General features: G+C 43.1%; 25 protein-coding genes and 2 riboswitches. Of the genes, 19 read left to right on the forward strand and 6 right to left on the reverse strand.

Features of this window, described 5'->3' with window-relative positions:
- The first annotated feature begins 67 nt into the window (after nucleotides 1–67).
- The 7 genes from QNI29_RS01705 to QNI29_RS01735 all read left to right on the forward strand — a co-directional run bounded on the left by QNI29_RS01705 (nucleotide 68) and on the right by QNI29_RS01735 (nucleotide 7,300).
- Nucleotides 68–787, forward strand: a complete 720-nt coding sequence (locus QNI29_RS01705; protein ID WP_231419752.1) for a ZIP family metal transporter — start codon at nucleotides 68–70, stop codon at nucleotides 785–787.
- A 342-nt stretch (nucleotides 788–1,129) separates the two neighbouring features.
- Nucleotides 1,130–3,061 carry a fructose-1,6-bisphosphatase gene (locus QNI29_RS01710; protein ID WP_231419753.1) on the forward strand — a complete coding sequence of 644 codons (1,932 nt, stop codon included), beginning with the start codon at nucleotides 1,130–1,132 and terminating at the stop codon, nucleotides 3,059–3,061.
- Nucleotides 3,062–3,484: 423 nt separating this feature from the next.
- A complete protein-coding gene (locus tag QNI29_RS01715) occupies nucleotides 3,485–3,838 on the forward strand; it encodes a DUF488 domain-containing protein (RefSeq protein ID WP_231419754.1) in 354 nt (117 codons plus the stop codon).
- Nucleotides 3,839–4,131: 293 nt separating this feature from the next.
- Entirely contained in the window at nucleotides 4,132–4,581 is a 450-nt protein-coding gene (locus QNI29_RS01720; protein ID WP_255688875.1) for an NUDIX hydrolase, read from the forward strand.
- A 155-nt stretch (nucleotides 4,582–4,736) separates the two neighbouring features.
- A riboswitch (purine riboswitch) is annotated at nucleotides 4,737–4,838 on the forward strand.
- Nucleotides 4,839–4,911: 73 nt separating this feature from the next.
- Nucleotides 4,912–5,850 (forward strand): nucleoside hydrolase, encoded by a 939-nt coding sequence (locus QNI29_RS01725; RefSeq protein WP_231419756.1) that lies wholly within the window; start codon nucleotides 4,912–4,914, stop codon nucleotides 5,848–5,850.
- Between the two features lie 156 nt (nucleotides 5,851–6,006).
- Nucleotides 6,007–6,858, forward strand: a complete 852-nt coding sequence (locus tag QNI29_RS01730; RefSeq protein WP_231419757.1) for a DegV family protein — start codon at nucleotides 6,007–6,009, stop codon at nucleotides 6,856–6,858.
- A gap of 70 nt (nucleotides 6,859–6,928) precedes the next feature.
- A complete protein-coding gene (locus QNI29_RS01735; protein ID WP_231419758.1) occupies nucleotides 6,929–7,300 on the forward strand; it encodes a hypothetical protein in 372 nt (123 codons plus the stop codon).
- 140 nt (nucleotides 7,301–7,440) lie between these two features.
- Here QNI29_RS01735 and aceA read toward each other — a convergent pair whose 3' ends face one another.
- Both aceA and aceB read right to left on the reverse strand, forming a co-directional pair.
- On the reverse strand, nucleotides 7,441–8,736 hold the full coding sequence (gene aceA, locus QNI29_RS01740; RefSeq protein WP_231419759.1) for an isocitrate lyase: 1,296 nt from the start codon (nucleotides 8,734–8,736) through the stop codon (nucleotides 7,441–7,443).
- A 15-nt stretch (nucleotides 8,737–8,751) separates the two neighbouring features.
- Complete coding sequence (aceB, locus tag QNI29_RS01745; RefSeq protein WP_231419760.1) at nucleotides 8,752–10,344, reverse strand: malate synthase A; 1,593 nt, start codon at nucleotides 10,342–10,344, stop codon at nucleotides 8,752–8,754.
- Between the two features lie 521 nt (nucleotides 10,345–10,865).
- On the opposite strand from aceB, the gene QNI29_RS01750 reads away from it, so the two are divergent.
- From QNI29_RS01750 to QNI29_RS01765, 4 genes are all read left to right on the forward strand, one after another.
- Nucleotides 10,866–11,093, forward strand: coding sequence for a hypothetical protein (locus tag QNI29_RS01750; protein ID WP_231419761.1), 228 nt, complete (start codon nucleotides 10,866–10,868; stop codon nucleotides 11,091–11,093).
- Between the two features lie 66 nt (nucleotides 11,094–11,159).
- Complete coding sequence (gene adhE / locus QNI29_RS01755; RefSeq protein WP_231419762.1) at nucleotides 11,160–13,763, forward strand: bifunctional acetaldehyde-CoA/alcohol dehydrogenase; 2,604 nt, start codon at nucleotides 11,160–11,162, stop codon at nucleotides 13,761–13,763.
- A gap of 151 nt (nucleotides 13,764–13,914) precedes the next feature.
- The gene (locus QNI29_RS01760; protein ID WP_231419763.1) at nucleotides 13,915–14,109 is read left to right on the forward strand and encodes a helix-turn-helix transcriptional regulator; all 195 of its coding nucleotides are present in this window, start codon (nucleotides 13,915–13,917) and stop codon (nucleotides 14,107–14,109) included.
- 5 nt (nucleotides 14,110–14,114) lie between these two features.
- Nucleotides 14,115–14,543, forward strand: a complete 429-nt coding sequence (locus tag QNI29_RS01765; RefSeq protein ID WP_231419764.1) for a hypothetical protein — start codon at nucleotides 14,115–14,117, stop codon at nucleotides 14,541–14,543.
- Between the two features lie 118 nt (nucleotides 14,544–14,661).
- Here the strand turns inward: QNI29_RS01765 and QNI29_RS01770 are convergent, their stop codons facing one another.
- The 3 genes from QNI29_RS01770 to QNI29_RS01780 are packed head-to-tail and all read right to left on the reverse strand — an operon-like array spanning nucleotide 14,662 to nucleotide 16,526.
- Nucleotides 14,662–14,811: a hypothetical protein gene (locus tag QNI29_RS01770; RefSeq protein ID WP_231419765.1), complete on the reverse strand. Its 150-nt coding sequence runs from the start codon at nucleotides 14,809–14,811 to the stop codon at nucleotides 14,662–14,664.
- 21 nt (nucleotides 14,812–14,832) lie between these two features.
- Nucleotides 14,833–15,612 (reverse strand): DUF2705 family protein, encoded by a 780-nt coding sequence (locus QNI29_RS01775; protein WP_231419766.1) that lies wholly within the window; start codon nucleotides 15,610–15,612, stop codon nucleotides 14,833–14,835.
- A complete protein-coding gene (locus QNI29_RS01780) occupies nucleotides 15,609–16,526 on the reverse strand; it encodes an ABC transporter ATP-binding protein (protein WP_231419767.1) in 918 nt (305 codons plus the stop codon). The genes QNI29_RS01775 and QNI29_RS01780 overlap by 4 nt, the downstream gene beginning before the upstream one ends.
- Before the next feature lie 256 nt (nucleotides 16,527–16,782).
- Here QNI29_RS01780 and rlmD point away from each other — a divergent pair, with 256 nt between their 5' ends.
- The 7 genes from rlmD to QNI29_RS01815 all read left to right on the forward strand — a co-directional run bounded on the left by rlmD (nucleotide 16,783) and on the right by QNI29_RS01815 (nucleotide 24,297).
- Entirely contained in the window at nucleotides 16,783–18,282 is a 1,500-nt protein-coding gene (gene rlmD, locus QNI29_RS01785; protein ID WP_231419768.1) for a 23S rRNA (uracil(1939)-C(5))-methyltransferase RlmD, read from the forward strand.
- 130 nt (nucleotides 18,283–18,412) lie between these two features.
- Nucleotides 18,413–18,928 (forward strand): ferritin family protein, encoded by a 516-nt coding sequence (locus QNI29_RS01790; RefSeq protein WP_231419769.1) that lies wholly within the window; start codon nucleotides 18,413–18,415, stop codon nucleotides 18,926–18,928.
- Nucleotides 18,929–19,014: 86 nt separating this feature from the next.
- Nucleotides 19,015–19,120: riboswitch (SAM riboswitch) on the forward strand.
- Between the two features lie 115 nt (nucleotides 19,121–19,235).
- Nucleotides 19,236–20,279 (forward strand): methionine ABC transporter ATP-binding protein, encoded by a 1,044-nt coding sequence (locus QNI29_RS01795; RefSeq protein WP_231419795.1) that lies wholly within the window; start codon nucleotides 19,236–19,238, stop codon nucleotides 20,277–20,279.
- Nucleotides 20,239–20,901 carry a methionine ABC transporter permease gene (locus QNI29_RS01800; protein WP_231419770.1) on the forward strand — a complete coding sequence of 221 codons (663 nt, stop codon included), beginning with the start codon at nucleotides 20,239–20,241 and terminating at the stop codon, nucleotides 20,899–20,901. The genes QNI29_RS01795 and QNI29_RS01800 overlap by 41 nt, the downstream gene beginning before the upstream one ends.
- Before the next feature lie 17 nt (nucleotides 20,902–20,918).
- Nucleotides 20,919–21,743, forward strand: a complete 825-nt coding sequence (locus QNI29_RS01805) for a MetQ/NlpA family ABC transporter substrate-binding protein (RefSeq protein WP_231419771.1) — start codon at nucleotides 20,919–20,921, stop codon at nucleotides 21,741–21,743.
- A gap of 452 nt (nucleotides 21,744–22,195) precedes the next feature.
- Nucleotides 22,196–23,590 carry a YfcC family protein gene (locus tag QNI29_RS01810; RefSeq protein ID WP_284526728.1) on the forward strand — a complete coding sequence of 465 codons (1,395 nt, stop codon included), beginning with the start codon at nucleotides 22,196–22,198 and terminating at the stop codon, nucleotides 23,588–23,590.
- A gap of 179 nt (nucleotides 23,591–23,769) precedes the next feature.
- Complete coding sequence (locus QNI29_RS01815) at nucleotides 23,770–24,297, forward strand: hypothetical protein (protein ID WP_231419773.1); 528 nt, start codon at nucleotides 23,770–23,772, stop codon at nucleotides 24,295–24,297.
- Between the two features lie 634 nt (nucleotides 24,298–24,931).
- On the opposite strand, the gene QNI29_RS01820 is transcribed toward QNI29_RS01815, so the two are convergent.
- Nucleotides 24,932–25,462: a general stress protein gene (locus QNI29_RS01820; RefSeq protein WP_231419774.1), complete on the reverse strand. Its 531-nt coding sequence runs from the start codon at nucleotides 25,460–25,462 to the stop codon at nucleotides 24,932–24,934.
- A gap of 225 nt (nucleotides 25,463–25,687) precedes the next feature.
- On the opposite strand from QNI29_RS01820, the gene QNI29_RS01825 reads away from it, so the two are divergent.
- A complete protein-coding gene (locus QNI29_RS01825) occupies nucleotides 25,688–26,338 on the forward strand; it encodes an SDR family oxidoreductase (protein ID WP_231419775.1) in 651 nt (216 codons plus the stop codon).
- The last annotated feature ends 15 nt before the right edge of the window (nucleotides 26,339–26,353 follow it).

Raw genomic sequence — 26,353 nt, forward strand, 5'->3', positions numbered from 1 at the left:
ACGTCAAACATAAGTCAGTAATATGGGGAATGGGTATAGAAGTTAAACTAGTAATGGAGAGATGATAATGGGATCTTCTTGGATGTTAGGGGCTATCGCTTCTGGAATCGGCATAGGGATAGGAGGCGCTATTGCTTGGATTTTAAAAGGGCTGAGAATTAACTTTATTTATGCACTATCCGCAGGAATCATACTGGGTCTGCTGTTGTTTGAAATGATTCCTGAAAGCATTGGGTTAGGTGGATGGTGGGTATTTCTGTTAGGCGCCACAATTGGCATAGCTATTTTTCAATACATTCACCGGTCCTTAGACAGGATTACAATTATTACTAGTAGCCCTCAGAAAGATATTCTAGTTCATACAGGAATCCTTTTAACCGTTAGCATATCTATTCATAACTTTCCGATGGGATTTGTACTGGGGTCAAATATTAAGCCAGAGTTAGCCGGAGCTATGTTGTTGACTCTGCTACTACACAATATTCCTGAAGGCATAATAATTTTTACTCCCTTATTTCTATCTGGGTTTGGAATATTAACTTGGATGATAGGTACAGTTATGGTTACGCTCCCTATATTAGTAGGTTCTCTTCTTGGGAAGTTAATCGGCATTGGCTATCCATATTTATTATCTTTTATTATAAGCGCCACGATTTCGGTTATTTTTATGGTAGCAACCCAGGAACTATTTAAAGAGTCTGTGCGCCATTCTTCTCTGCGCTTCAGTTTAATAGTAGGTACAGCAGGTTTGGTTAGTGTTTACTTGTTCATATTGGCGGTAAGCTGAATCTGTGCCTCTGCAAAACTGTGTCATAAACAAAACTCAACAATTTGAATAACAGTAGGGGCTTCTCAGTAGTTAATAAATTATTGAGGAGCTTCTTTTTTGTGTTGGGTTTTAATTATAGATACCAAATTTTTATGTGTACCCCTTCTCCTGCATATTCACTATGCAGAGGTGGTTCTCTGATAAATAGAGCGTGATAGAATTGTTCGCGCACTTCAAGCGGTTGAATATACAACTATTGAATCTATTCTAGGAGAAGGATGTCATTTATAATAGAATCACATAACAGAATTTGTGCTGAACGACCAGTACTCGAAGAAGAATGAAGGGGGATTGGGTAATTTGGATTCGAAACTATTAGATTTATTAGCTCAACGATATGATAGTGAGGAAGAAATCGTAACGGCGATTACGAACCGGGAAGCGATTTTACACCTGCCAAAGGGTACCGAGCATTTTGTTAGTGACTTGCACGGGGAATACCACGCCTTTCAGCATGTGCTGCGGAATGGTGCTGGAAAGGTAAAAGAAAAGATCATGGATATGTTCGGGGATGAATTATCGGATCAAGAACTGAATGAATTTGCCTCATTGGTGTATTATCCGGAAGATAAAGTGAAGTTAATCAAGGTTCGGATGAACAATGCACAAGAGTTGAATCAATGGTACACCGAAATCATTGACTATATGATTCGACTGCTCCCTTACGTTTCCTCGAAGTACACTCGTACGAAATTACATAATGCATTGCCGAAACAATTTGCCTTTATTATTGAAGAGCTATTGTATAAAACGGGGGATCATTTCAATAAGGAACAATACTATACGAAGATGGTTCAACAGATTATTTCTCTTGGACAAGCGGAGAAGTTGATCGTCGGCCTTGCGTATACGGTCCAAAGACTCGTTGTGGACCACCTGCATGTCGTAGGGGATATTTATGATCGTGGTCCTGAGCCGGATAAAATTATGGATACCCTTATCGATAATCATTCCGTTGATATTCAGTGGGGGAACCACGATGTACTGTGGATTGGTGCTTTCGCCGGGTCAAAGGTTTGCCTTGCCAATATTATTCGTATTTGTGCACGTTATGCTAACCTGGATATTATTGAGGATGCGTACGGCATCAATCTTAGACCCCTTGTGAATCTGGCAGAGAAATATTACGAGGATAATCCGGCGTTTAGACCTAAACTACAACAAGACGAAGAAATGTCTGATTTTGAACAAATCCAAATTGCAAAGATTCATCAAGCCATTGCGATCATTCAATTTAAACTAGAAAGCCCGATTATTAAGAGACGACCTGATTTTCATATGGAAGACAGGCTTTTGCTTGAGAAGGTTGATTATGATGCTGATGAAATTACGCTCCGTGGGGAGACGTATCCTCTCGAGAATACGTGTTTTGCAACGGTCGATCCAAAACAGCCTACAGCCTTATTAGAGGAAGAGATCGAAGTGATTGATAAGCTTCTATTCTCTGTCCAGCATTCAGAGAAGTTAGCTAGGCATATGAATTTCCTCATGAAGAAAGGCAGTCTGTATTTGAAGTATAATGGGAATTTACTCATACATGGCTGCATTCCGTTAGATGAGGAAGGCAATATGGCCGAAATGACAATAGGGGATCAAACCTATGCGGGCCGAGAGTTATTAGATGTCTTTGAGTGGTATGTCAGGTATGCGTTCGCCCATGTTGAAGAAACAGACGATCTGGCAACCGATATTATCTGGTATCTGTGGGCCGGGAAGTATTCATCCCTCTTCGGGAAGAAAGAAATGACCACCTTTGAAAGGTATTTTATTAAGGATAAACAAACGCATAAGGAGATTAAGAATCCTTACTATTATTTACGTGAGAAGCAAGAGGTTTGCCGTGACATCTTAACAGACTTCGGTTTAGACCCTGATCAGGGACACATCATTAATGGTCATACTCCTGTTAAGGAAATCGAAGGGGAGAACCCTGTGAAGGCAGATGGGAAAATGATTGTCATTGATGGTGGGTTCTCCAAGGCTTATCAGTCCACGACAGGAATCGCCGGGTACACGTTACTCTTTAATTCATACGGTATGCAGATTGTGGCTCATAAACAATTTACCTCCAAAGAAGCTGTCTTGGAAAATGGGACAGATGTATTGTCTGTAAGACGGTTAGTCGATAAAGAACTAGAACGAAAAAAGGTACTCGAAACAAATGTTGGGGAAGAGTTACAGCAGGAAATTTCGATTTTAAAAAGTCTTTTGGAGTATCGTTATATGAATTGATGTTCTCAAGATATGCTAGGGTCATGGTGACGAGCACATCCCATTAGCTCTTTGGATTGTTATTAGAAAGGAGGATACCTGTATTTGTGCTTTATCTTTAAAGAAAAATTTAATAATTGGATTAGTTGGGCTAGCTATCTTAATTGCGCTATCTTTATTCGCAACTCAATCATATTTCAATAAAAAAGAAATAACTGCTGCAAATGAAAAGTGTCATGAGGTTAATGGCAGTCCTGTAGTACATACATCGAAATTTAATTTGAGCTATTCTTTCGAGTGTGAAAATCCGGGTAAGTAACTTAATGAACGTTAAATTAAAGACGCTCCTCATCTAGACCTGCTGTTTGTTCAAGGTTAAGAGAGGGGAAATAGGTAGTAGACGATCATAATCTATTCTCAAAACTTAAAGCAGAGGTGATGGGGATGTCTGTAGTATTGAGAAGGATCTATGAAGAGGACAAAATCTTAGGTGGCCATCGGGTACTCATCGATCGAGTATGGCCGAGAGGAATATCTAAAGAAGATGCGCATTTGGATGAATGGATCAAAGAGATCGCGCCTAGTTCTTCTTTACGCAAATGGTTTGATCATGATCCTGATAAGTTTGAATCCTTTAAAGAATCCTATCAAAGAGAACTTAATGAGAATTCCGAGGCGAGCCATAAGCTGAATGAGCTAAAGGAAATAGCCTCTGATAATAGGGTCGTTTTACTCTTCGGTGCTAAAGATAAAGAGCACAATCACGCAGTAGTTTTGAAAGAAATGATCGAGAAGTAAAGAAATCGGAGCTTGTTCTTCTACTAAACGTTTAACAATAGGAGTCCTAAAAGAGGGGTCTCAATAGGTGAACAACCTGTTGAGGGTCCTCTTTTTGTTTTTTTTTGACCCAGGTGATTAAAAACGTGTACGCATGCGAGCGTTTCCTGCATCACGTTACGAATAGGAAGCGCTAGAACCGTCCCCGCGCTTCGGCTTTTTCCATCATTTTAGTGGGACTGATTGACTCTTGGAGAATGATAGTATCGAGGTTTATAATTTAGGGACAACTTAAATAGAAAGGTGCCTATGCGATGTTCAAATACACAGTTTGCTTTGTGAAGAGGAAAGATAGAATCCTGATGCTTAATCGAGAAAAAGCGCCTATTATGGGCGTATGGAATGGAGTAGGCGGTAAGGTGGAGGAAAATGAATCACCTGATCAAGGTGCTTTGCGTGAGGTTTTTGAGGAAACAGGCATTAAAGTAGAAACGTTTTTCTCTAAAGGTACGGTAACCTGGGAAGATCACAACGGTGAACTGGATGGGATCTATGTTTACTTGTATGAGGTGGATGAACATTTTACATACGAAACCCCCTTAAAAACTCGTGAAGGTATTCTGGAATGGAAGTCTATTGATTGGATCCTACATCCCAAAAATCTTGGAATCGCAGAAATGGTTGCTCAATACTTATCGGTTCTATTGACGGAAAAAGGTATCCATTCATTTACCTATAAAGGTGGTCATATCATTATTTCTTAGATCACTCACTTCATTTTTCGAATATAACTGCAATCGTATTCATTCAAGGAGCATGGGGGCGGGCACTTTTGCATGAAGATTGGCGGGTTCAGTGAACCTGATTCTGTGATTGTCGAATTGTGTTGCCTCCGTTTACCCCCTATGCTAGAATGAAGGCAAATTAAATCAGCATTCCTTATATATATGTGGAAAGATGGCCCACACGTTTCTACCCAGCTGCCGAATAAAGCTGGACTATAAGGAGAGAATCGCGCGGTGCGACCTCTTTCCTTTTTTATTTATGGGAAAGAGGTCTTTTTTTATCGTGCATACAACGAGAGGTGGAGTTAGATGATGAAGAATGTATATTTAAACCATGATGGTGGAGTCGACGATCTTGTGTCGCTTTTCCTTTTATTACAGATGGATGATGTGAACCTGACAGGGGTGGGCGTTATTCCTGCCGATTGTTATTTGGAGCCTGCTGCTTATGCGAGCCGTAAGATCATCGACCGGTTCGGACATGGGAAGTCGGTTGAAGTTGCGGCATCGAACTCGCGCGGGGTTAACGCGTTTCCGAAGGACTGGCGCATGCATGCGTTTTATGTGGACGCGCTGCCGCTGTTGAATGAAAAAGGAAGCATCGATGCACCCCTTGCCTCCGTTCCGTCTCACGAGCATTTGATCAAGACGCTCCGTAAAACGGAGGACAAGACGACGCTCGTGTTCATCGGACCGCTTACGGATCTTGCCCGTGCACTGGATAAAGCGCCGGATATTGAAGATAAGATCGAGAAGCTGATCTGGATGGGCGGAACATTCCTTGAGGTTGGAAACGTTGAAGAACCGGAGCACGACGGAACAGCGGAATGGAATGCATTTTGGGATCCAGAAGCGGCGAAGCGTGTCTGGGACAGCTCTATTGTCATCGACCTGGTCGCTCTTGAGAGCACGAACATGGTTCCGTTAACGCTCGACGTTCGCCAGAAATGGGCATCAGAGCGCGAAGATCTGGGAATTGATTTTCTTGGTCAGTGTTATGCGATGGTTCCACCGCTTGTCCATAATCAGACGAACTCGACTTACTTTTTGTGGGACGTGTTGACGACGACTACGGTCGGAAATGAAGGGCTTGTGAAGAAAAGAACAGTGAAGAGCATCGTCCATGACTCTGGGGTCAGCCAGGGAAGAACGGAGTTGTCTGAGAACGGCCGCGAGGTGAATCTTGTGTATGAAGTGGAACGTGATGCGTTCTTTGAATATGTGACAGAGTTATCAAGACAAGGATAATGGAAGAAGACTACTCCCTTAAGAAAAGGGTCCTCAATAGGTGAACACACTGTTGAGGACCCTATTTTCATGGCTTTTTCCTCAGGTTATCTCGTGTATAATAAATACATAAAGTAGGAAGAGGGAACCAGTACTTTACTCCAAGGGGGACAAAGAATGAGAAGGATCATCTTATCAACTGAAAGCGGTGCTGACTTACCAAGGGATTTAGCGGAGAAGTATGATGTTCAAGTAGTGCCTATGCACATCATCATGGATGGTGAAGATTATTTAGACGGTGAGCTTCCGGTCCGGGATATTTATGACTACTATGAACGCACGAAGAAGATCCCCTCTACGACCTCCACCAATGCTCACGAGTACGAAGAGTTCTTTACCAATATAAGAGAGAAATTCCCGGATTGCATCATTGTACATATTGGATATACATCAAAAGCGTCTTCTTCTTTTCAAAATGCTGTGATTGCAGCGGAGGAATTTGAAGACATCTACCTCATTGATGCTCTGAACGTTACGGGAGGATTAGCTGCGATTGTATTGTACGCCGCTAATGTATTAGAAGAAGAACCTGACATTAAACCGGAACAGTTAGTTGAAAAAATAAAGGCCATCGTTCCTAACTCAAGGCTTTCTTTCATACCAGGCAGCCTTGAGTTTCTTAAAGCGGGAGGACGAGTCAGCAATATGGCTTCTTTGATTGGAACGTTGTTGAAAATAAAGCCATGCATAGAATTGAAGGATGGAAAGCTAATGTCTACAAAGAAGTACCGTGGGAAAATGAGTGGAGCTACGGAAAAACTCTTTCATGATTACGTAAAGGAATTCAATATTGATCGGAAGCAACTGTATTTTATCTACTCAATAGGTCTTGATGAACAGATCAAGCAGCGGATGGAGGAGGTTGCTAAAGAAGAAGGATTCGACAATATAAGATGGATCCAAGCGGGCGGTATGATCTCGACCCATTCTGGACCCGGGGGATTTGGTGTAGCGGGGTTAGAGCAATAGCTCGGTGAAAGCTATTGATCGTAAGTCGTATAAAAAGGAGGGGAGCTATCCTCCTTTATATTGGAGGGTTATGATGAAGCTAATCGTAGGTAGTCTCCTTATTGTTATGAGTATTGTCCACGTCATTTATGGTGAAAAAATGCAAGTGGATGAAATAAAGAAACTTCATGCTAGCAACATATTAATGGGATCGTTTAGAGTAATGTCTTTACAGGGCGGGATGCTTCTATTTGCAGTGGGGATCGTAGAGATCTTAACGTTTTACAATTTAATTGTATTATCAGGGGTTGCAGCATATATCCCATTAGGCATTCTTTGTTTGAATGTAGTATCCCTTCTCACCGTTTCTCTCATTAAACACCCAGAATTGATCAAAGCTACAATCCCTCAGCTTCTAATCTTTCTAATCATCATAATTCTTGAATTACTGAGTGTTCGTTAGCTTTCAAAGTGGCGCATGTTAGAGGTAGGGGGGAGATTTCTGGCGCCTATATGTTTTGCTTCATAAAGATTCTTTTACACGCGTTAATATTTCTGCTTTAAAAAGCCTTCCGAAGTGAGGAAGGCTTTTAGTATACATCTTTATTTCGAGTGAATGTTTTCATCTAGGAACTGCTCTTCCTCCGTAGACCCCTTCAAAGCCACGGTCGAAGACGTCCCGCCAGAGATCACTTGTGCCACTTCATCAAAGTACCCTGTTCCAACCTCACGCTGGTGGCGCGTTGCGGAATAGCCGTCTTGCTCACTCGCAAATTCAGCCTGCTGTAATTCGGAATAAGCTTCCATGCCTCTTTCTTTGTACTGTCTCGATAGCTCGAACATGCTGTGATTGAGGGCGTGGAACCCAGCTAGTGTGACGAATTGGAACTTGTAGCCCATCTTGCTAAGCTCTTGTTGGAACTGAGCGATCGTTTCATCGCTCAATTTCTTCTTCCAGTTGAAAGAAGGGGAGCAGTTGTAGGCGAGTAATTTGCCTGGGTACTTCTCATGAATGGCTTCTGCGAACTGTTTCGCTTCATCAAGATTTGGCTCAGAGGTTTCGCACCAGACCAAATCAGCATAAGGGGCATAAGAAAGCCCGCGCGCAATGGCCTGATCGAGGCCTGCCCGTGTTTTGTAAAACCCTTCAGCTGTTCGTTCACCGGTAAGGAAAGGAGCATCTTCTGGATCGATGTCGCTTGTGATTAAGTCAGCCGCATTGGCATCTGTACGGGCGATAATGATCGTCGGAACGCCCATGACATCAGCTGCGAAGCGTGCTGAAATTAAATTCCTGACAGCGGTTTGAGTAGGGAGCAATACTTTCCCGCCAAGATGGCCGCATTTCTTCTCTGATGAGAGCTGATCTTCGAAGTGGACAGCTGAAGCACCGGCTTCAATCATGCTTTTCATCAGTTCAAACACGTTGAGCTGCCCACCGAAACCTGCTTCTGCATCCGCCACAATCGGAGCAAACCAATCGATTTCGTTATGTCCTTCCATATGATGAATCTGATCGGCCCGCTGAAGCGCCTGGTTAATACGTTTCACCACTTGAGGGACGCTGTTGGCTGGGTACAGGCTTTGATCCGGGTACATATGACCTGATAGATTTGCATCAGCGGCTACTTGCCAACCGCTTAAATAGATAGCTTTCAGCCCAGCTTTTACTTGCTGCATTGCCTGGTTACCCGTTAGCGCGCCAAGGGCATGCACATATGTTTCTTCATGAAGGAGGCGCCAAAGTTTTCTCGCCCCTTGATCAGCAAGCGTGTACTCGATATCAATCGAGCCTCTTAACTTAATCACATCCTCTGCATCATAAGGACGCGTCACATGTCCATATCGGCTCTCATCGTTCCATGCTTTCAATAGTTTCTCTATACGTTCTTTCGTCATCTTCTACCATCCCCCTTAAGATAAATGCTTATAGGCTTCGAGCGTTAAAAACTCAGCGAAATCGTCATCTTGAACCAACGTATCGAATAAAGCTTCAGCCTCTTCAAAAGATCCCTCCTGAAAGGCCTCAAGGCCAACTTCTTGTTCGATCGCGATCATTTCTTCCTTCTTCCATTGCGTCACTAATTCAAGAGTGACCTTCCTGCCATCATCCAAGATTCCCTTAGGATGACGAATCCACTGCCAGATTTGAGCACGGGAAATCTCAGCCGTTGCAGCGTCTTCCATCAGGTTATGGATCGGGGCTGCGCCTCTGCCGTCGAGCCAGGAGGCCAAGTATTGAATTCCAACATTGATATTCATCCTGACGCCACTTTCAGTTATAGATCCTTCTGGTATCTCAAGTAAATTCGCTTCTGTAATCTTGAAATCCGTTCGTAATCGACTGATCTGGTTCGGTGTACACATGTGCTCGTTAAAGACGTCCATTGCCGTTTCGACCATGGCAGGGTGAGCGACCCATGTACCGTCATGGCCGTCCGTTACTTCTCTTTGTTTATCGGATTGGACTTTTAGAAATGCGTCTTTGTTTCGCTGTTCATCGTTCTTTACAGGAATCTGAGCGGCCATTCCTCCAATCGCTGGCGCTCCTCTCCGATGGCAAGTTTGAATCGTGAGAAGAGAATAGGCTCTCATAAAAGGACTAGTCATCGTTACTTCAGAGCGGTCAGGGAGAATGACATGTGGATCATGACGGAATTTCTTCAGATAGCTGAAGATGTAATCCCAACGCCCGCAATTTAAACCAGCCGAATGGTCTTTCAGTTCATACAGGATTTCATCCATTTCAAATGCGGCCAGGATCGTCTCTAGTAAAACCGTCGCCTTAATGGTTCCGGCCGGAATGTTTAAGGTTTTTTGAGAAAATAGGAAGACATCATTCCACAGCCTTGCCTCTAAATGGTTCTCAAGCTTCGGCAGGTAAAAGTAAGGCCCTGAGCCTTTCTCGATGAGCTGCTGCGCGTTATGAAAGAAATAAAGTCCAAAATCAACTAAGCTCGCAGAAGCGGTCTCGCCGTTTAAGTTCATATGCTTCTCCTCAAGGTGCCAGCCTCTCGGGCGAACCATTAGAGTAGCGGTGTCTTTCTTTAATGTATACACTTTGCCCTTGTCATTCTGGAAAGAAATCGTTCCCCTGATAGCATCTCTAAGATTGATCTGCCCTTGAATCGTATTGCCCCAGGTAGGGGAATTGGCATCTTCGAAATCCGCCATAAACACCTTAGCCCCTGAGTTCAGTCCATTGATGACCATTTTTCGATCAACAGGCCCTGTTATTTCAACCCGCCGATCCTGCAAATCACGGGGGAGAGGAGCAACGCGCCACTCCGTCTCTCGAACAGAGGCAGAGTCTTTCGGGAAGGAAGGTTTCACTCCCGTGTTTAATTGGCTCTGGATTTCTCTCCGCTTTGCTAATAGCTCTAATCTTCTAGAGTTAAAACGATGATGAAGTTGTTCTAAGAAAGCTAAAGCCTCCGGTGTCAATATCTCAGCAAAGGAAGGAGAAAGCTCTCCCTCCACCACCCAGTTGTTTGTTATCTTTTCCACACAAACGCCACCTTTTTAAAGGATTCAAAACCTTTTGTTGTTGCTATAAAACAGAAGCTACTCATCTTTCTTAGAAAGACAACGATCGCATTCCATCATGTACGTATAAACCTGCGCCTTCGCCTCTGTACCACACTGAGGACAAGAAACCGTCCCTTTTTGATCTGAATGTTTCATAATTATTCGCTCCTTTTATATAACAAAATTTTAATTTTGCTAACTGTGATGGTACAGATTACGCAAGAGGGCTTGGATGTGTAACTGTTATTTTCATTATTTCGGAAACTCTTAGTTTAGAGAATGTTTCCGTTAGCTTTTATGGGATGTAAGGCGTGCCTGGAAACTACTCGCTTTCCTGTGGGGAGCTAGTGAGCCTCCTCAGACGCCCCCAGCTCATACAAACGTAACGGCCCTATACTCCAAAGATTCGATTGTTCACAAATTTGTGAAATGTTTCACAAACCGTAAGCACTCTCTGGTGATATGATATAACCAACCAAAGAAAACAAGGAGTGATAACCATGATCCTCTGCAAATGGCAAGACTTCACCACGGACACTGAAACCTACACACTTGAATTGTTTGAACAAAGTTTAGGCGATGAGTTTAAAGCAATGATGTTAGAGGATGGAGAAGAAATCCCATCATATATCTGGACGACCAATCATGTTGTGATGATTAAACAGAACGCACGGATGTATAAAGATATTTCCTTTGTTAAAATTCCGCGTAACCCAGTTTGTGCTTAAGGGATAAGAAGTGCTTTTTATAAATAATCATGTGAAATAATTCACAATATTATGGGGGGTTTAAAAATGGCTGTTGAGGAAAAGCAGTTAAAACTCGAAAAGGCTTCAAAAATGGTGGACGTACTGGTGGCAAATGGGAAAAAGGCTTTAGTGGGAATGAAGGAACTGAGCCAGGAGCAAATTGATTTCATAGTGAAGGAAATGGCTCTTGCTGGATTGGATCAACACATGCCCCTTGCGAAATTAGCAGTAGAAGAAACAAAACGCGGGGTTTATGAAGATAAAATTATTAAAAACTTGTTTTCAACGGAATACATTTATCACAACATTAAATACGATAAAACTGTCGGCGTCATCAACGATGTAAGGGAAGAGGGCATGGTAGAAATCGCAGAGCCGGTTGGTGTGATTGCTGGTGTGACACCTGTTACGAATCCAACTTCAACGACTATGTTTAAAGCGATTACGTCGATTAAAACAGGAAATCCGATTATCTTTGCTTTCCATCCTTCTGCTCAGAGATGTAGTACAGAAGCAGCCAGAGTGTTAAGAGATGCAGCCGTTCGTGCTGGGGCACCGGAACACTGTATCCAATGGATCGAGGCTCCTTCTTTAGAAGCGACGCAGCAACTGATGAATCATGATGGGATCTCTTTAATTCTGGCTACAGGTGGTGCTGGAATGGTGAAGTCAGCCTATAGCTCAGGGAAACCAGCCCTTGGAGTGGGGCCTGGTAACGTTCCTTGTTATATTGAGAAGACCGCGAATCTAAAACGATCCGTGAATGACCTGATCCTTTCCAAAACGTTTGATAATGGAATGATTTGTGCATCTGAGCAAGCAGTCATTATTGATCAAGAAATCTATGAGGACGTTAAACAGGAAATGATCGATAACAAATGCTATTTCTTAAATCCTTCCGAACGAGCCAAAGTCGAGAAGCTGGTTATAAATGAGCATTCCTGTGCCGTTAATGCAGATATTGTAGGGAAGCCAGCCTTTGAGATTGCCCAAATGGCAGGGATCACGGTTCCTGAAGATACAAAGATGTTAGTAGCAGAATTAAAAGGAGTAGGCCCTAAACACCCACTATCCCGCGAAAAGCTTAGCCCGGTTCTAGCCTGTTACCGAGTTCATTCAACAGAGGAAGGGTTCAAAAGAGCTGAAGAAATGCTAGAGTTTGGTGGGTTAGGTCACTCCGCTGTCATTCACTCAGAAGATCAAGGGGTCATCGATGCTTTCGGATTAAGGATGAAAGCGGGCCGGCTTATTGTAAATGCTCCATCCTCACAAGGGGCTATTGGCGATATTTATAATGCTTACATGCCTTCATTGACACTCGGATGCGGAACCTACGGAGGGAACTCTGTTTCAACGAATGTTGGTGCTGTTCACTTAATTAATGTCAAGAAAATGGCGAAACGAACCAATAACATGCAATGGTTTAAGATTCCTCCTAAAATTTACTTCGAGAAGAACTCTATTCAATATTTAGCGAAGATGCCGAAGATCTCAAGAGCCTTTATCGTGACAGACGAAGGTATGGTGAAACTGGGATATGTAGATAAAATCTTGCACTACTTACGGAAACGTCCAGATTATGTGCACTGTGAAATCTTCTCTGATGTTGAAACGGATCCATCTAGTGACACAGTGATGCGTGGGGCGGAAATGATGAAGCAATTCCAGCCAGACGTGATTATCGCATTAGGTGGAGGATCCGCGATGGATGCCGCCAAGGGAATGTGGCTCTTCTACGAACAACCAGACACAGATTTCAACGGGTTAAAGCAGAAATTCTTAGACATTCGAAAACGTGTATTCAAATACCCTGAACTTGGATTACAAGCCCAATTTGTAGCGATTCCTACCACATCAGGAACAGGTTCAGAGGTCACATCCTTCTCGGTTATTACCGATAAAGAAGAGAATGTGAAATACCCGTTAGCTGATTATGAGCTCACACCCGACGTTGCCATTATTGATCCGCAGTTTGTGATGACCGTACCAAAAGTCGTCACTGCCGATACAGGCATGGACGTCCTGACTCATGCGATTGAAGCGTACGTATCGAATATGGCAAACGATTATACAGACGGACTTGCGATGAAAGCAATCCAGCTTGTGTTTGAGTATCTGCCAAGAGCGTACCGGAATGGAGATAAGGATGAAGAAGCTCGTGAGAAGATGCATAATGCATCAACGATCGCTGGAATGGCTTTTGCCAATGCATTCTTAGGGATTAACCATAGTTTGGCTCATAAACTAGGCGCTGAGTTCCATATTGCACACGGGCGGTCAAACGCCATTTTGATGCCACACGTCATCCGTTTCAATGCACTGAAACCGACGAAGTTTACGGCCTTCCCTAAATATGAACACTTTAAAGCTGATGTCCGCTATGCTGAAATCGCTCGTATGCTCGGTTTACCAGCTCGTACGACCGAGGAAGGCGTTGAGAGTTTAGTGCAAGCCATTGTGAACTTGGCTAAGGAATTGAATATCCCAATGAGCATAGCTGAGAATGGGGTAGATGCAAAAGAGTTTGAAGCCAAGGTAGATCGATTAGCCGACCGTGCGTTTGAAGACCAATGCACAACGGCAAATCCTAAATTGCCGCTCGTAACAGAGCTAGCAGAAGTTTATCGTCAAGCGTATAAAGGGGTCTAACAAAGGACCGTTTTTAAGCCTTCTACACGTGTAGAAGGCTTTTTTTCATGGGGAGAAAACGGGTGCTGGTGTCTCTCTTCACCTTACAAAATGTAAACTATATGCAACATTTTGTAAGGTGCTGAATATGAATATAGAGGAGGTGGATGCATTGAGAAACAAACAGATGAAGATCGCCCGGGTGGAGTCTGAATTATCTCAAGAGCAATTAGCCGAGATTGTCGGAGTCACGAGGCAAACCATTCATTTAATCGAAGCCGGAAACTATAATCCTAGTCTTAAATTGTGTTGTGCCATATGCAAAGCCTTAAATAGAACGTTAAATGATTTATTCTGGGAGGAATGATGAATATGGAAAAGGTAGTAAAAGAAACAAAGTGGGCGATCCTTATTTTGATCCTTGTTAGCATAGCCCTTCTTGGAACCTGGGGTGTTGTAAACGTTTATGATTATAACTTAGTTAATCAGAGTGCTCTTCTGGCGTTATCGCTTATTCCTTTGAGTGCAGCCCTCGCTTCTTACATGAAACTGACGAAAATAAAGAAGAATCCTAGTTTGATGGTATCCGAGACGGATGAGAGGCTTGTCTCACAGAAAAACGAAGCCGCTGCCCAAACATTAAAGGTGCTTCAAGCTGTGTTGTTCTTCCTCTATTTGGGATACACGTTTATGATCCCGGAAGACGTCTTTACGTCCATTGTTTGGTGGCTTGCGTTAGGTCTTTTCTTCTTTTCGATATTTGCTCCCGTTATGTTTCGCCATATTGGAAAGAAGGACTAATAAAGCTTGAGTAAGGATCTTTTTTCAAATAAAAGACTATGCAAAAGCACCCTAAGATATCTTATCTAAGGGTGCTTGCTTTCATTATTCGCTATTCTCTTTTAGAAAAAAGATACAGTTACCAAAATATCCCGATAATAGCCGTAATCGCAACGGCTGCGCCGGCGATAATGCTAGCCACTTCGGTCGTTGTATTGCGATTGGGTTTTTTTAGGTCTTCGACTTCTCTTTTTAATTTCTCGAATTCTTCTCGTGTAGGATGATCCAATTGAATGGCCTCCGATCTAGATTATAGGATGTCTTGCTTTTGGAATCTGTAGAAACCAATGACGGCTAATACGAGAGAGTATACAAAGATGATCGTCAGCGAAAACAGTAAACCTTCTCCAGCCCCCATCACCATTTCCCCAGGGTTATTGATAAGCGTATTATCGCTATATACCTGGAGCGTAAGGTTTGGGTAAATAAAGTAACTTGTGTTCCAGTTTAGTAATTCGAGAATGCCTGTCACCATGCTACCTGCTGTATCGATGACAAAGAATAAGACAACCGCCACGACAGTGCTCTTAAACAAGGTTCCAACCAGAACAGAAAGGCAAAGGTAAAACACGTAGACAGGAATTTGATAGAGACAACTTAATACAGCTGTCATGAAAAGATTCTCAGATGCTTGTGATGCATCAAACATTAACACTGAGACAAGGAAGATCACAATGTTAAAGACGACCATTAGAAGTAATGTAGCCAGGAACCCACTTATAAGTTTGGACCCTAGAAGTGAAAGGCGTGAAATGGGTCGAATAGCCAGTTGCTTGATCGTCCCTTTATGAAATTCACTTGTAATGGAAGAGGTGGTTATAATGACGCCATAAAACAGCAGAAACAATCCGTTAATGAAAGACTGGGAAAGCGTAAGGAATGTCCCGGCTGTCGGTAATGCATTTTCATCCAAGAAGATGCGAAGAGAAATGGATAGAATGAGGTACAAGCCAATTACAATGATCAGGAACCATTTCACTCGGTTTCGATACCAGGTCTTTAACAGCTCATTATAAATTAAAGAACTCATGCGTCTTCACCTCCTGTTAGTTCTAGGAATTGATCTTCAAGGGTATCTTTCAGGATGACTTCATATAACAAGATCCCACGGTCTGTAGCTGCTTTAATAATGGTTGGAATCTGATCTTGCTCAATTCCTGAGAGCGTTATGTACTTTTTATCTTCTTCGACTCTCCCGTATTCCTCGAGTATAGGGATAAGGTCCGCGTTAGAAGTAGCACGGAATAAAGCTTTCACTTTCTGCTGTTCCGACTTAGAGGAATCAGTCATGGAGAACTGTTTTACAAATTTTCCATCCTGGATAATCAATACTTCATCGCACATCATCTCTGCTTCTGATAAGAGGTGAGTGGACACCAGTACTGTAACTCCTTCTTCGTCTGCTAAGGTTCTGAGGTAGCTACGCAATTCCCGAATTCCTTTTGGATCGAGCCCATTGGTCGGCTCATCAAGGATAAGGATAGACGGTTTGTGAAGAAGTGCCTGTGCAATGCCGAGCCTTTGCTTCATACCTAAAGAATACGTCTTTACTTTATCCGTAATGGCCTTTTCCAACTCTACGAAACTTACAAGCTCGTTGATTCGTTCTCGTGAAATCTTAGGCGTGTGCATACGGCTGAAGTGCTGCATGTTCTCGAGTCCTGACATGAGATTGTACATTTCAGGATTTTCAACGACAGCCCCGATGTTTGAAAGAGCTTTGTTTCGCTCTGTCTTCATGTTCGCTCCGTTTACGATAATTTCTCCTTTGTCAGCGTGGAGAAGACTGACAAGCATACGAATCGTTGTTGTCTTCCCGGCTCCATTTGGCCCAAGGAATCCATAGATTTTCCCTTTATCGAGTTCGAAGGAAAGGTCATCAATAATCGTTTTTTTCTTAAACGACTTTGATAGATTTTTAACTATAAGTGGTTTAGATGACAAACAATCAGCCCCTTTTTATTTTCCTGTCTTCCTTTACGGTTGTGGTAAATAAAAGGTTTCAAACCAATTTAAGGAACACAACTCCAACCGTACCATAAACTTACATTTTGTGGAATGAAAATTGGTAGATCAAGAGGAAACAGTGGCTCGGAATGGAGGTTATATCCAAGGGGACTGGAGTTCTCACTCGTTTTACTGTTTGCTCCCTGTAGTATATAATGGAGTGTCAAAGAAGAAGAAAAGTTGGGAAGTGCCTATGAATAAACGAAAGAATAACGGATACAAGAAGTCTGGGAATAAACCTAGAAACAAACCCAATAGATCTGAGAAGCCGTACGGTAAACATTCACAAGGAAGTCGTGGAGACAGCAAGTCAAAAGGAAAGCGCAATGCGCCTGATAAGCGTAAGCGTGGCGGCGGGAAAGCTGTAACAGCTGAAGTCACCTGTTCTGGCCTGACTGCTGAGGGGAAAGGGATTGCTCAGTGGGAAGGGAAAGAGCTTGAAGTCCCGCATCTCTTACCTGGAGAGAAGGCTGAAGTCCTTGTTTCGAAACAGGGCCCCTATGTAAATGCGGAAGTGAAGCGGGTCGTTACCCCGGCAAAAGAACGGGTGGAGCCACCTTGTCCGTATTACTATCAGTGCGGAGGCTGTCAGCTTCAGCATATGACCAATAACGCACAAGACCGTTTCAAGCAGAGAACGATTGATAAGCTAATGAAGCCATTTGGCAAGCCCCAACCGATTCTGACGATGGACCACCCGTATGATTATCGAAACAAGAGCCATACAACATTTGGTCTGAATCAAAATCGTCAGGTCATTGGCGGACTGTATGCCCAGAACAGCCATGAGATCATTCCGATGGACCGTTGTCTCATTCATGATCCGAAAGCTGATGAGATTGTGAACACGATTAAAGACTATCTCAAGAATTCAAAAATGCAGCCTTACAATGAAGACACTGGACAAGGGTTTCTGCGTCACGTGCTCATTAAGGTCGGTAAGGTCAGCGGAGAGATTATGGTCGTACTCGTTACTGCGTCGTCTGAGTTTAAAGGGAAGAACAATTTCGTGAAAGCTTTACGTAAAGCTCACCCTGAAATCACAACCCTTCTGATGAACGTGAACAATAAGAAAACGTCTATGGTTCTTGGTGATCAGGAGAAGGTTCTGTTTGGTAAAGGGACGATTACAGATACGCTTGGTGGAATGGAGTTTGAGATCTCGGCGAAGTCGTTCTATCAAATTAATCCGGTTCAGACGGAGAAATTGTATGGAAAAGCCATTGAAATGGCTGAACTTAAAGGGAATGAAACCGTGATTGATGCCTATTGCGGAATTGGTACAATCGGTCTTATTGCCAGTCAGAAAGCTGGAAACGTTATTGGCGTTGAACTGAACAAAGACGCTGTCCGTGACGCGATTCGTAACTCGAAGCGTAATGGTGTGAAGAATGCCAGGTTCTATCAGGGCGACGCTGGTGAATTTATGGTAAACATGGCTTCAAAAGGTGAGAAAGCCGATGTTGTCATCATGGACCCGCCACGAAGCGGTAGTGACGAAGCGTTCTTATCAAGTGTCGTGAAGCTAAAGCCCAAACGCGTCGTGTATGTATCGTGTAACCCAGAAACACAAGCTCGTGATCTGAAATACTTGGTGAAGAACGGGTATCAGGTGGATGGCATTCAGCCAGTCGACATGTTCCCACAAACGTACCACGTAGAATCAGTTGTGAAATTAGTACGGAAAGATTAAACAGGAAACCGATTAGGGTTTCCTGTTTTTTTATGCCTACAATTCCTCTATAGCCGTTTTGTCTTTTAAGCATGTTCTATGATGCTCTTCATACACTAAATTATGAATCTGTGTATAAAGGGGGAGAGGTATGAGTTATACCGTTCCAGGAGGGCAGCCGCAGGGGAAGTCAGGCTTTGTGACGAGCAAGATCAGAGAAGCGATGGTTGCAGAATTAACGGCCATCAATGAGTATGCTTCTCATATTGCGAACTCAAAAATGGAAAAGGTGAATAGGGTCTGGAGAATGATCATGTTAGATGAGAAAAAGCACTACGGCATGTTTCTAACGCTTTTGCGGAAATATGACCCGATGCAATATGAAGCGTATCTCTATTATCAGAATCACCCCATGAAAGGCGATGGACCAATTCAGCCTTATACACCCGATTATAATGATCAGATGATCTTGAATCTTGTTAGAAATGATATTAAAGGTGAGCTCGAAGCAGCCATTCTTTATGATGACTATGCTTCTAAGATTCCTTATGCTGATGTGAAGCAAGTCTTTCAGGTTATTAGCCGGGATGAGAAATATCATGTCGAGCATTTAACCCAACTGTTACTTCATTATGATCCCGATCCTTATAATGGATTGAAGGAATAATTTTTTGATGGAAAGTTCAGAATATTATTTACAAAAGTAGATACATGCGTTAAAGTGATAAAGTATAACTGAATAGACGATTTCAATTCTTATCAAGAGTGACCGAGGGATAGGCCCGTTGACGTCACAGCAACCTTCCTAATGGAGTGGTGCTAAATCCGGCAGAATGAAGAACATTCTGGGAGATAAGAGTTTTGCAGGTCTTACATTAGCGAAACTCTCTTCCAAATGGAAAAGAGTTTTTTTATTTTTACAAGACTTATCTAGGGCAATGAATAAACAACAGTTAAGAAATGGGGGGAGATCGATGATTTCAATACAGCAGTTGAGTAAAACGTATGAATCGAAAGAAGGTACCGTTGTAGGGGTAGACAATGTATCGCTACATATCAATCAAGGAGAAGTGTTTGGGATTGTTGGATATAGCGGAGCTGGAAAAAGTACGCTCTTGCGTTGCCTGAATATCCTAGAGCGTCCAACAAGTGGCACGGTGACGATAGATGGAATCGATCTCATGTCTCTATCATCTAAAGAACTAAGGAAAGCACGTCAATCAATTGGAATGATCTTTCAGGGATTTCACCTTGCAATGGCCAAAACCGTAGCAGAAAATGTAGGGTTTGCCTTAAAGGCGGCTGGGGTGGGGCGTGTTGAGCGTCAGCAACGAGCGGAGGAGCTGCTCGAGCTTGTTGGTTTATCTGATAAAGCCAACCAATATCCAGCACAGCTGAGCGGAGGTCAAAAGCAGCGGGTGAGTATTGCTAGAGCTCTTGCGAATAATCCGAAAGTGCTACTGTGTGATGAAGCGACTTCAGCTCTTGATCCAAATACAACCCAGTCCATTCTTCAGCTTCTGAAGAAGATTAATCGGGAACTAGGACTCACCATTGTATTGATTACGCACGAAATGGAAGTTGTGAAAGAAATCTGCGACCGATGTGCCGTTATGGAAGAGGGCAGGGTCGTTGAAGAAGGAAACACCTACGATATCTTTGCTCATCCAAAGAATGAGCTGACCGAGCGGTTTATCAAGACCGTCATCGACTTTACGATTCCTGAGGCCCTTCTTAAGAAGAGTCAGGGGACGATTGTGTTATTGAAATTCACGGGAGAGCTAGCTGGTGAAGCGATCGTATCTGATCTGCTGCAGGAACATAGGATTCGAGGGAATATCCTTCACGGAAAGATTGACTATATTCAGGAGAAACCGCTTGGCACCTTCGTCATGGAATTAAAAGGAGACGACCAGGAAGTGAGCCTGGCCCTCGCAAGTTTACGAGAAACATTAGGTGAAGTGGAGGTGATAGAGAATGATCGATCAACTGATTACACTATGGCCAGAGCTGAGTAAGTCTTTCGTTGATACATTAATCATGGTAGGCATTGGATTAGTCGTCTCATTTATCGTTGGATTACCACTCGGGTTACTCTTATTTGTAACGGATCGAGATTTGTTCCTTCAGAATAAATGGGTGAAGAGTATAACTGGTGTCATCGTTAACCTTGTTCGTTCGGTTCCGTTTATTATTCTATTAGTCTTTTTGTTTCCGTTTACCGATCTCTTATTAGGAACAACGACAGGGCCAGTCGCAGCTTCTGTTTCATTATCAGTAGCCGCAATTCCGTTCTATGCACGAATCGTGGAGTCGTCCGCTAGAGATATAGACCGAGGTGTGATTGAAGCCGCCATCTCTTGTGGAGCGTCCCCGTGGTTAATTATTAAAGACATCATCTTCCCTGAGATTAAATCAGGGCTGATCAGCGGGTTAACGATTACCGCAATCAGTCTCGTTGGCTATTCAGCCATGGCCGGAACGATTGGAGGCGGTGGTATCGGGGATTTAGCGATCCGATATGGATATTATCGTTATGACAACTTCGTTATGTTTACGACGGTTATTCTCTTAATTGTCATGGTTCAGGTTATTCAATACGTGGGAGATTTCACAGCAAAATCAGTCAAAAAGAGCTAATAAAGGAGAAGATTCTAATGAAAAAATTATTCGCACTAGGTATAGCCCTATTAACCCTTACCGTGTTAGCAGCTTGCGGAGAAGACGAAGGTGCAGACGCTTCTGGGAAAGAGACGATTCAATTCGGAGCAACCTCAGGTCCATACAGTGATATGGTCACAAAAGCGATCGCTCCCCTTCTAGAGGAAAAAGGATATGAAGTGAAAAACAAGGAATTTACAGACTATGTACAGCCTAATAAAGCATTAGCAAGCGGCGATCTTGATGCAAACCTCTTTCAACACGGGATTTATTTAGAATCCTTTGCAAAAGAACATGATCTAGATTTATCTGAAGTGATCATTGTTCCTACAGCCCCGATGGGGATTTACTCCAATAAATATGAAGACATCGAGAGTATTGAAAAGGGAAGCTCCATGGCCCTTCCCAATGATCCGACCAATTTAGCCCGTGCCTTAATCATTTTAGAAGATGAAGGGTTAGTGAAGATCAAGGAAGACGTAGACCCTCTTCGCGCTTCGTTAAGGGATATTAAAGAGAATCCGAAAGAGCTAGAATTTGTTGAAGTAGAAGCGGCTCAGCTTCCGCGACTTGTGGATAGTGAAGACTTATCCCTTGTTCCAGGGAACTACGCTCTTGCAGCGGACATGGATCTATTAAATGCGTTAGCGCTTGAGGACATGCCGGATCAGTATCGTAACCGGGTAGCGGTGAAAACAGAAGACTTAGATTCTCAGTTTGTGAAAGATATTAAAGAAGTGATTGAGTCGGATGAGTTTGAGGAGATTATTGATGAGGAGTTTCAAGGGTTTGGTAAGCCGCAATGGATGAAAGAACAGTAAGGGGTGGAAGACTACTTTCCGGATGGAGAGTAGTCTTTTTTGTGCAATCTATTAATGTTAATTCGGCCGTTACGTTTAATGAGTGGTTGGGGTGGCTGGGGAACGACTCGCTTTCCGCGGGCGAGCTGTCGAGCCTCCTCGCTCACTTCGTTCCCTCCGGGGTCTCGTCGACCTCTTTCTCCCGCAGGAGTCTCCCCGTTCCCCAGCCACCCCTGGCTATTATTTTTGTGAACGGCCTAGTAGCTTAAAGCTTACGGAAGTTATCTTAATAATTCTTTGAACAGCTAAGAGACGTGGGAGGATTTATTCTACTTAACATTTATTAAAATTTTGCAAATATTCAATATTATTAATATAATATACAGTATCTTCCTTATATGTACCGCGTTGTAAGAGGGAGGATGAATATTTATATGGAGGGATGTTTTGGCATGAGTTCACCAGAGAGGGGTTTGGAGAGTCAAACGGAGAGAAATGGGAAGTGGGAGATGCCGGATACGTATGTGATTTTATTTGCGGTATTAATTGTAGCGTCGATTGCGACTTATCTGGTTCCATCTGGTTCTTTTGAAAGGGAAACGATTGAGGGGGTAGAGCGGGTTATACCTGGTACATATAGTGAGGTGGATGGGAATCCGGCTGGTTTTATGGATATCTTTCTTGCCTTACAAGAAGGGATGGTTCAGTCTGGAGGGTTAATCTTTCTTGTTCTGTTTGCAGGAGGGGCGTTTGAAGTGATTGAGCGTTCTGGTGCGATTAAAGGTGGAATTATCAGGGCTGTGAACAAGACGAGAGGGAAAGAGTTCTGGCTCATTGCGATTGTATCTACCTTGTTCGCTCTTGGTGGAGCTGTTGGGGCTGTTGCGAATTCGGTTATTCCTTTTGTGGCAATCGGGGTGATCATTGCCAGAGCCTTGAAGCTGGATGCGATTGTAGCGGTGTCTATTACATTTGGAGCAACGTTTGCCGGGTTTAATGTTGGCTTCTTAAATCCATATACCGTAGGAATTGCCCAATCTATAGCGGATATTCCGCTTTTCTCGGGGATGCTTTTACGAATTATCGCTTTTGTCTTTATTGTAGGAGCCACGATTCTTTATACATGGGGTTATACGAAGAAACTGCTCCATGATCCTTCAAAGAGTCTGGTCGGGATACTAGATGAGGAGGAGGCGGAAGAAGATTTAAAGGCGCCCTTTACCGGGCGACATAAGTGGATCCTTGGGTTCGTTGGGGCTGCGCTATTGTTCTTTATATTTGCGACGATTCAGTTTAAATGGACGATCAATCATATGGCTGCTTTCTTTATTATCATCGGGCTTGTAGCCGGAATCATAGCAGGGATGAATTACAATAAGGTGGCACTCACCTTTCTAGAAGGATGTCAAAAGCTTGTTTATGGTGCGTTGATTATCGGGGTGGCTCGGGCCATTTTAATCGTTATGGAGGATGCGAGCATACTCGATACAGCTGTAAATGCTTTATCTGTTCCACTGGAGGGACTAACGCCTGTTCTTTCTGCGCTCGGGATGTTTGTGGCCAATGGGGTCTTGAATTTCCTCGTTCCATCTGGGAGTGGACAAGCTATGATCTCTATGCCGATCTTGTCTCCATTAGCGGATATGGTCGGTATTACGAGGCAAGTAGCTGTACAGGCCTATCAATTCGGTGATGGCTTCACGAATAGCATCTTCCCGACGTCAGGCCCACTGATGGCCAGTCTAGCCGTAGCGGGAGTTCCATGGATTAAATGGGCGAAATGGATGCTTCCGTTATTGCTGATATGGGTTGTTATTGCGGTGATTATGCTAACAGTAGGGGTCTTGATCAATTGGGGGCCGGTTTAATGGAGAATCCTGCTGCTTAACATGTAGAGGAAGATCACTTAATCGTTAGAGAAGACCACCTGAGTAGGTGGTCTTCTTTATGTTGGTTTGGAAATTGGAGAACTTCCTGATATCAATGGTAAAATTATGAAACCACGAGAGGGATACGGACGTATATAAGGAAAGAGAAGTATTCATTGATGCAAGGGGCAATAATTATGTTTTTCTCACGCTGGACGCTTTTGCAAGTTATTCTCGTCGTATTGTTAGGGATACTGGCATTCATAGCAGAACAATTCAACCAGGCGATTGCTGTGCCTATGACTTCTTCAAAAATTCATAGTCTGGGCCCCACAGTTCTGATGATTCTATTTCTCGCTTTAACCGTCGGGGTTTTCAGTCTGATCATTCGTCTACAATTAAAAAAGAGTCCGACCATTTTTACATCTCATTTTTGGAGCAGTGCACCATTGACTTTGGCTCTTTTCTTAGGTGCATCTCTCCTCTTATTTATTACTGGATTCATGACGGACTCATTTAGGGAAGTAATTCAACAGCATCGCCTGAGTCTTTATCTCATCTTTTACTACTTTCTCTTTCTAGTATACCTTCTTGTGTTAGCCATTGTTCAAAAGGTTAAAGGAAATACGTTGAGTGCTGAGAAGAAAGTTGGTGTGTCGTTCTTTGGCACGCTAGCTTTCCTGGTGTTGACGATCTTTATGATATAAGGGGGCGGAGAAATGCTTGACGTAATGGGCTTTGTAGGGATGTTTATCCTTTTCGGTGTCATTTTAACAGGGATGGCATGGGGTTTTTGGCGGATCTACAGAAAGTGAAGTTTCTGTTTCAGAATCGGTCGGTTTGATTGATAAACACGGTAGAAAGGAGAAGTCTCTGGTGTGGTGGATTTTCTTACTATATGGGGGGCGCTGTTAGCTGTGGGACTCGTTTTATTTTTGGGTTTTATCGGGCCAGGTTGGAGGGACCGGAATAACAGGGTGTTATGTGGCGAGGAAATCGAGAAGGACAAGCAAAAGGTATACAAGGTATTGTTTCATGCAGCTATGGAAGGAGAAACAACGTGTAAGCGATGCGGAATGAAGTAATAATTGCATGTCAAAAAGCGCCATTATTCATGACGCTTTTTTTATGTCGTTCATAACAATAAGGCGGTTGTAAGCGGGTTTATTCATGTTGATTTCTTTGGGGTGAATTCTGAGTTAGTAGGGAGCGTGTGTCGAATGGAACGTGTAGGTTCAACAATTTCCGGGGAAATATTACCGGGTTAGACGTTGTGGTGCAACTCTTGGTCCTTGGTGTCCCCTTTTAAAATGATTTGTGGAATTCTGTAACAGTCTTGAATTAGTAATGATCAGGATACATAGATTTATTTTCCGTGTGGTTGGTTCGAAAGATTCGGTGAACGTCATCTTGCATATTTCCGATTGCTTCTACAAGCACAATTATCTTCCCATTCTCTACCTCGTCTTCGTACTTTTGAGCCTCTTCCGCGGGTACGCCGGAATCTTGAAGGGAACGAGAGACTCCATCTTTACGTCCCTCTGAGTTGAAGGCGATGGGGCCAGCTGAGGTTAAGTTTCCGCCACCGGGTACAGATATGAGACCAATGTTTGTGAGTAAGCCGCCAATCCCGCCTAAGCTTCTTCCGGCAATGGCTCCTAATCCAGTGGCGCTGCCAGCACCATCTGCAATTTCGTCTTCATTTGAAGATATGGACTTCTCCTTTTCATCCTCTAATCGATTTACCTTCTCTTCTTCCTTCGCAAAAATAGAAATATCTTTAGAATCGTATCCGAGGTGTTGCAATTCTGATATTGCGCTTTCTGCATGATTAACCTTTGAGAAAACGCCTCCTATAATCTTTGCATCCATTGTTTCATCCTCCTTCATCGTCTTATAGGTTGTATACCCGAATAATTGGGAGATGACCCTTTTTATAAGCAGAAATAAAGCAGTCAGGGTTGAGGGGAAGAGAGCGGAAAGAACATTCATTCGTTTCTTTTTTTGTATTTTGGGTTATAGATAAGGGTGCACCCATTATGGTTAGAAATGTTTAGGATAAGAATAAAGAAGAATGTATAGAAAGGATGAATCAGAATGAAAGTACTTGTAGTAGGAGCAAATGGTCAAGTTGGGAAACATCTTGTGAAGAAGATCCAGGATACAGAAGGTCTTCAAGCGAAGGCAATGATACGTAAAGAAGAACAAGCATCTTACTTTAAAGACTTAGGTGCGGAGCCTGTTGTTGTCGATTTAGAAGGAAACACAGACGAGATTACGAAAGCCACTGAAGGTGTGGACGCTGTTGTATTCACTGCAGGTTCAGGACCTAACACAGGACCTGACAAAACAATGCTAATTGACTTAGACGGTGCCGTGAAAACCATTGAAGCCGCTAAATCTGCAGGAGTGAAGCGCTACGTCATGATTAGTTCATTTGATACGACACGTGAGGCGATCCAGGAAGCTCCATCTTCCTTCTCCCCTTATGTAGCTGCGAAGCACTATGCGGATGATTGGTTACGCCGAACAGACCTGGATTATACCATTATCCATCCAGGTATGCTGACAAATGATGAAGGAACAGGCCAGATTCAAGCAGCTGAAAAGGTAGAAAGAGGCGAGATTCCACGTGAAGATGTAGCAAGTGTGATCTTAGCGAGTCTGCAAGATAATTCTACAGTCGGCAAAGAGTTCCAAATTGTTGGCGGATCCACATCCGTTACAGGTGCCGTGAAATCAGTCTAAAACGACAATAAGAAC

It is taken from the genome of Pontibacillus chungwhensis, from assembly GCF_030166655.1.
GTDB lineage: Bacteria > Bacillota > Bacilli > Bacillales > BH030062 > Pontibacillus.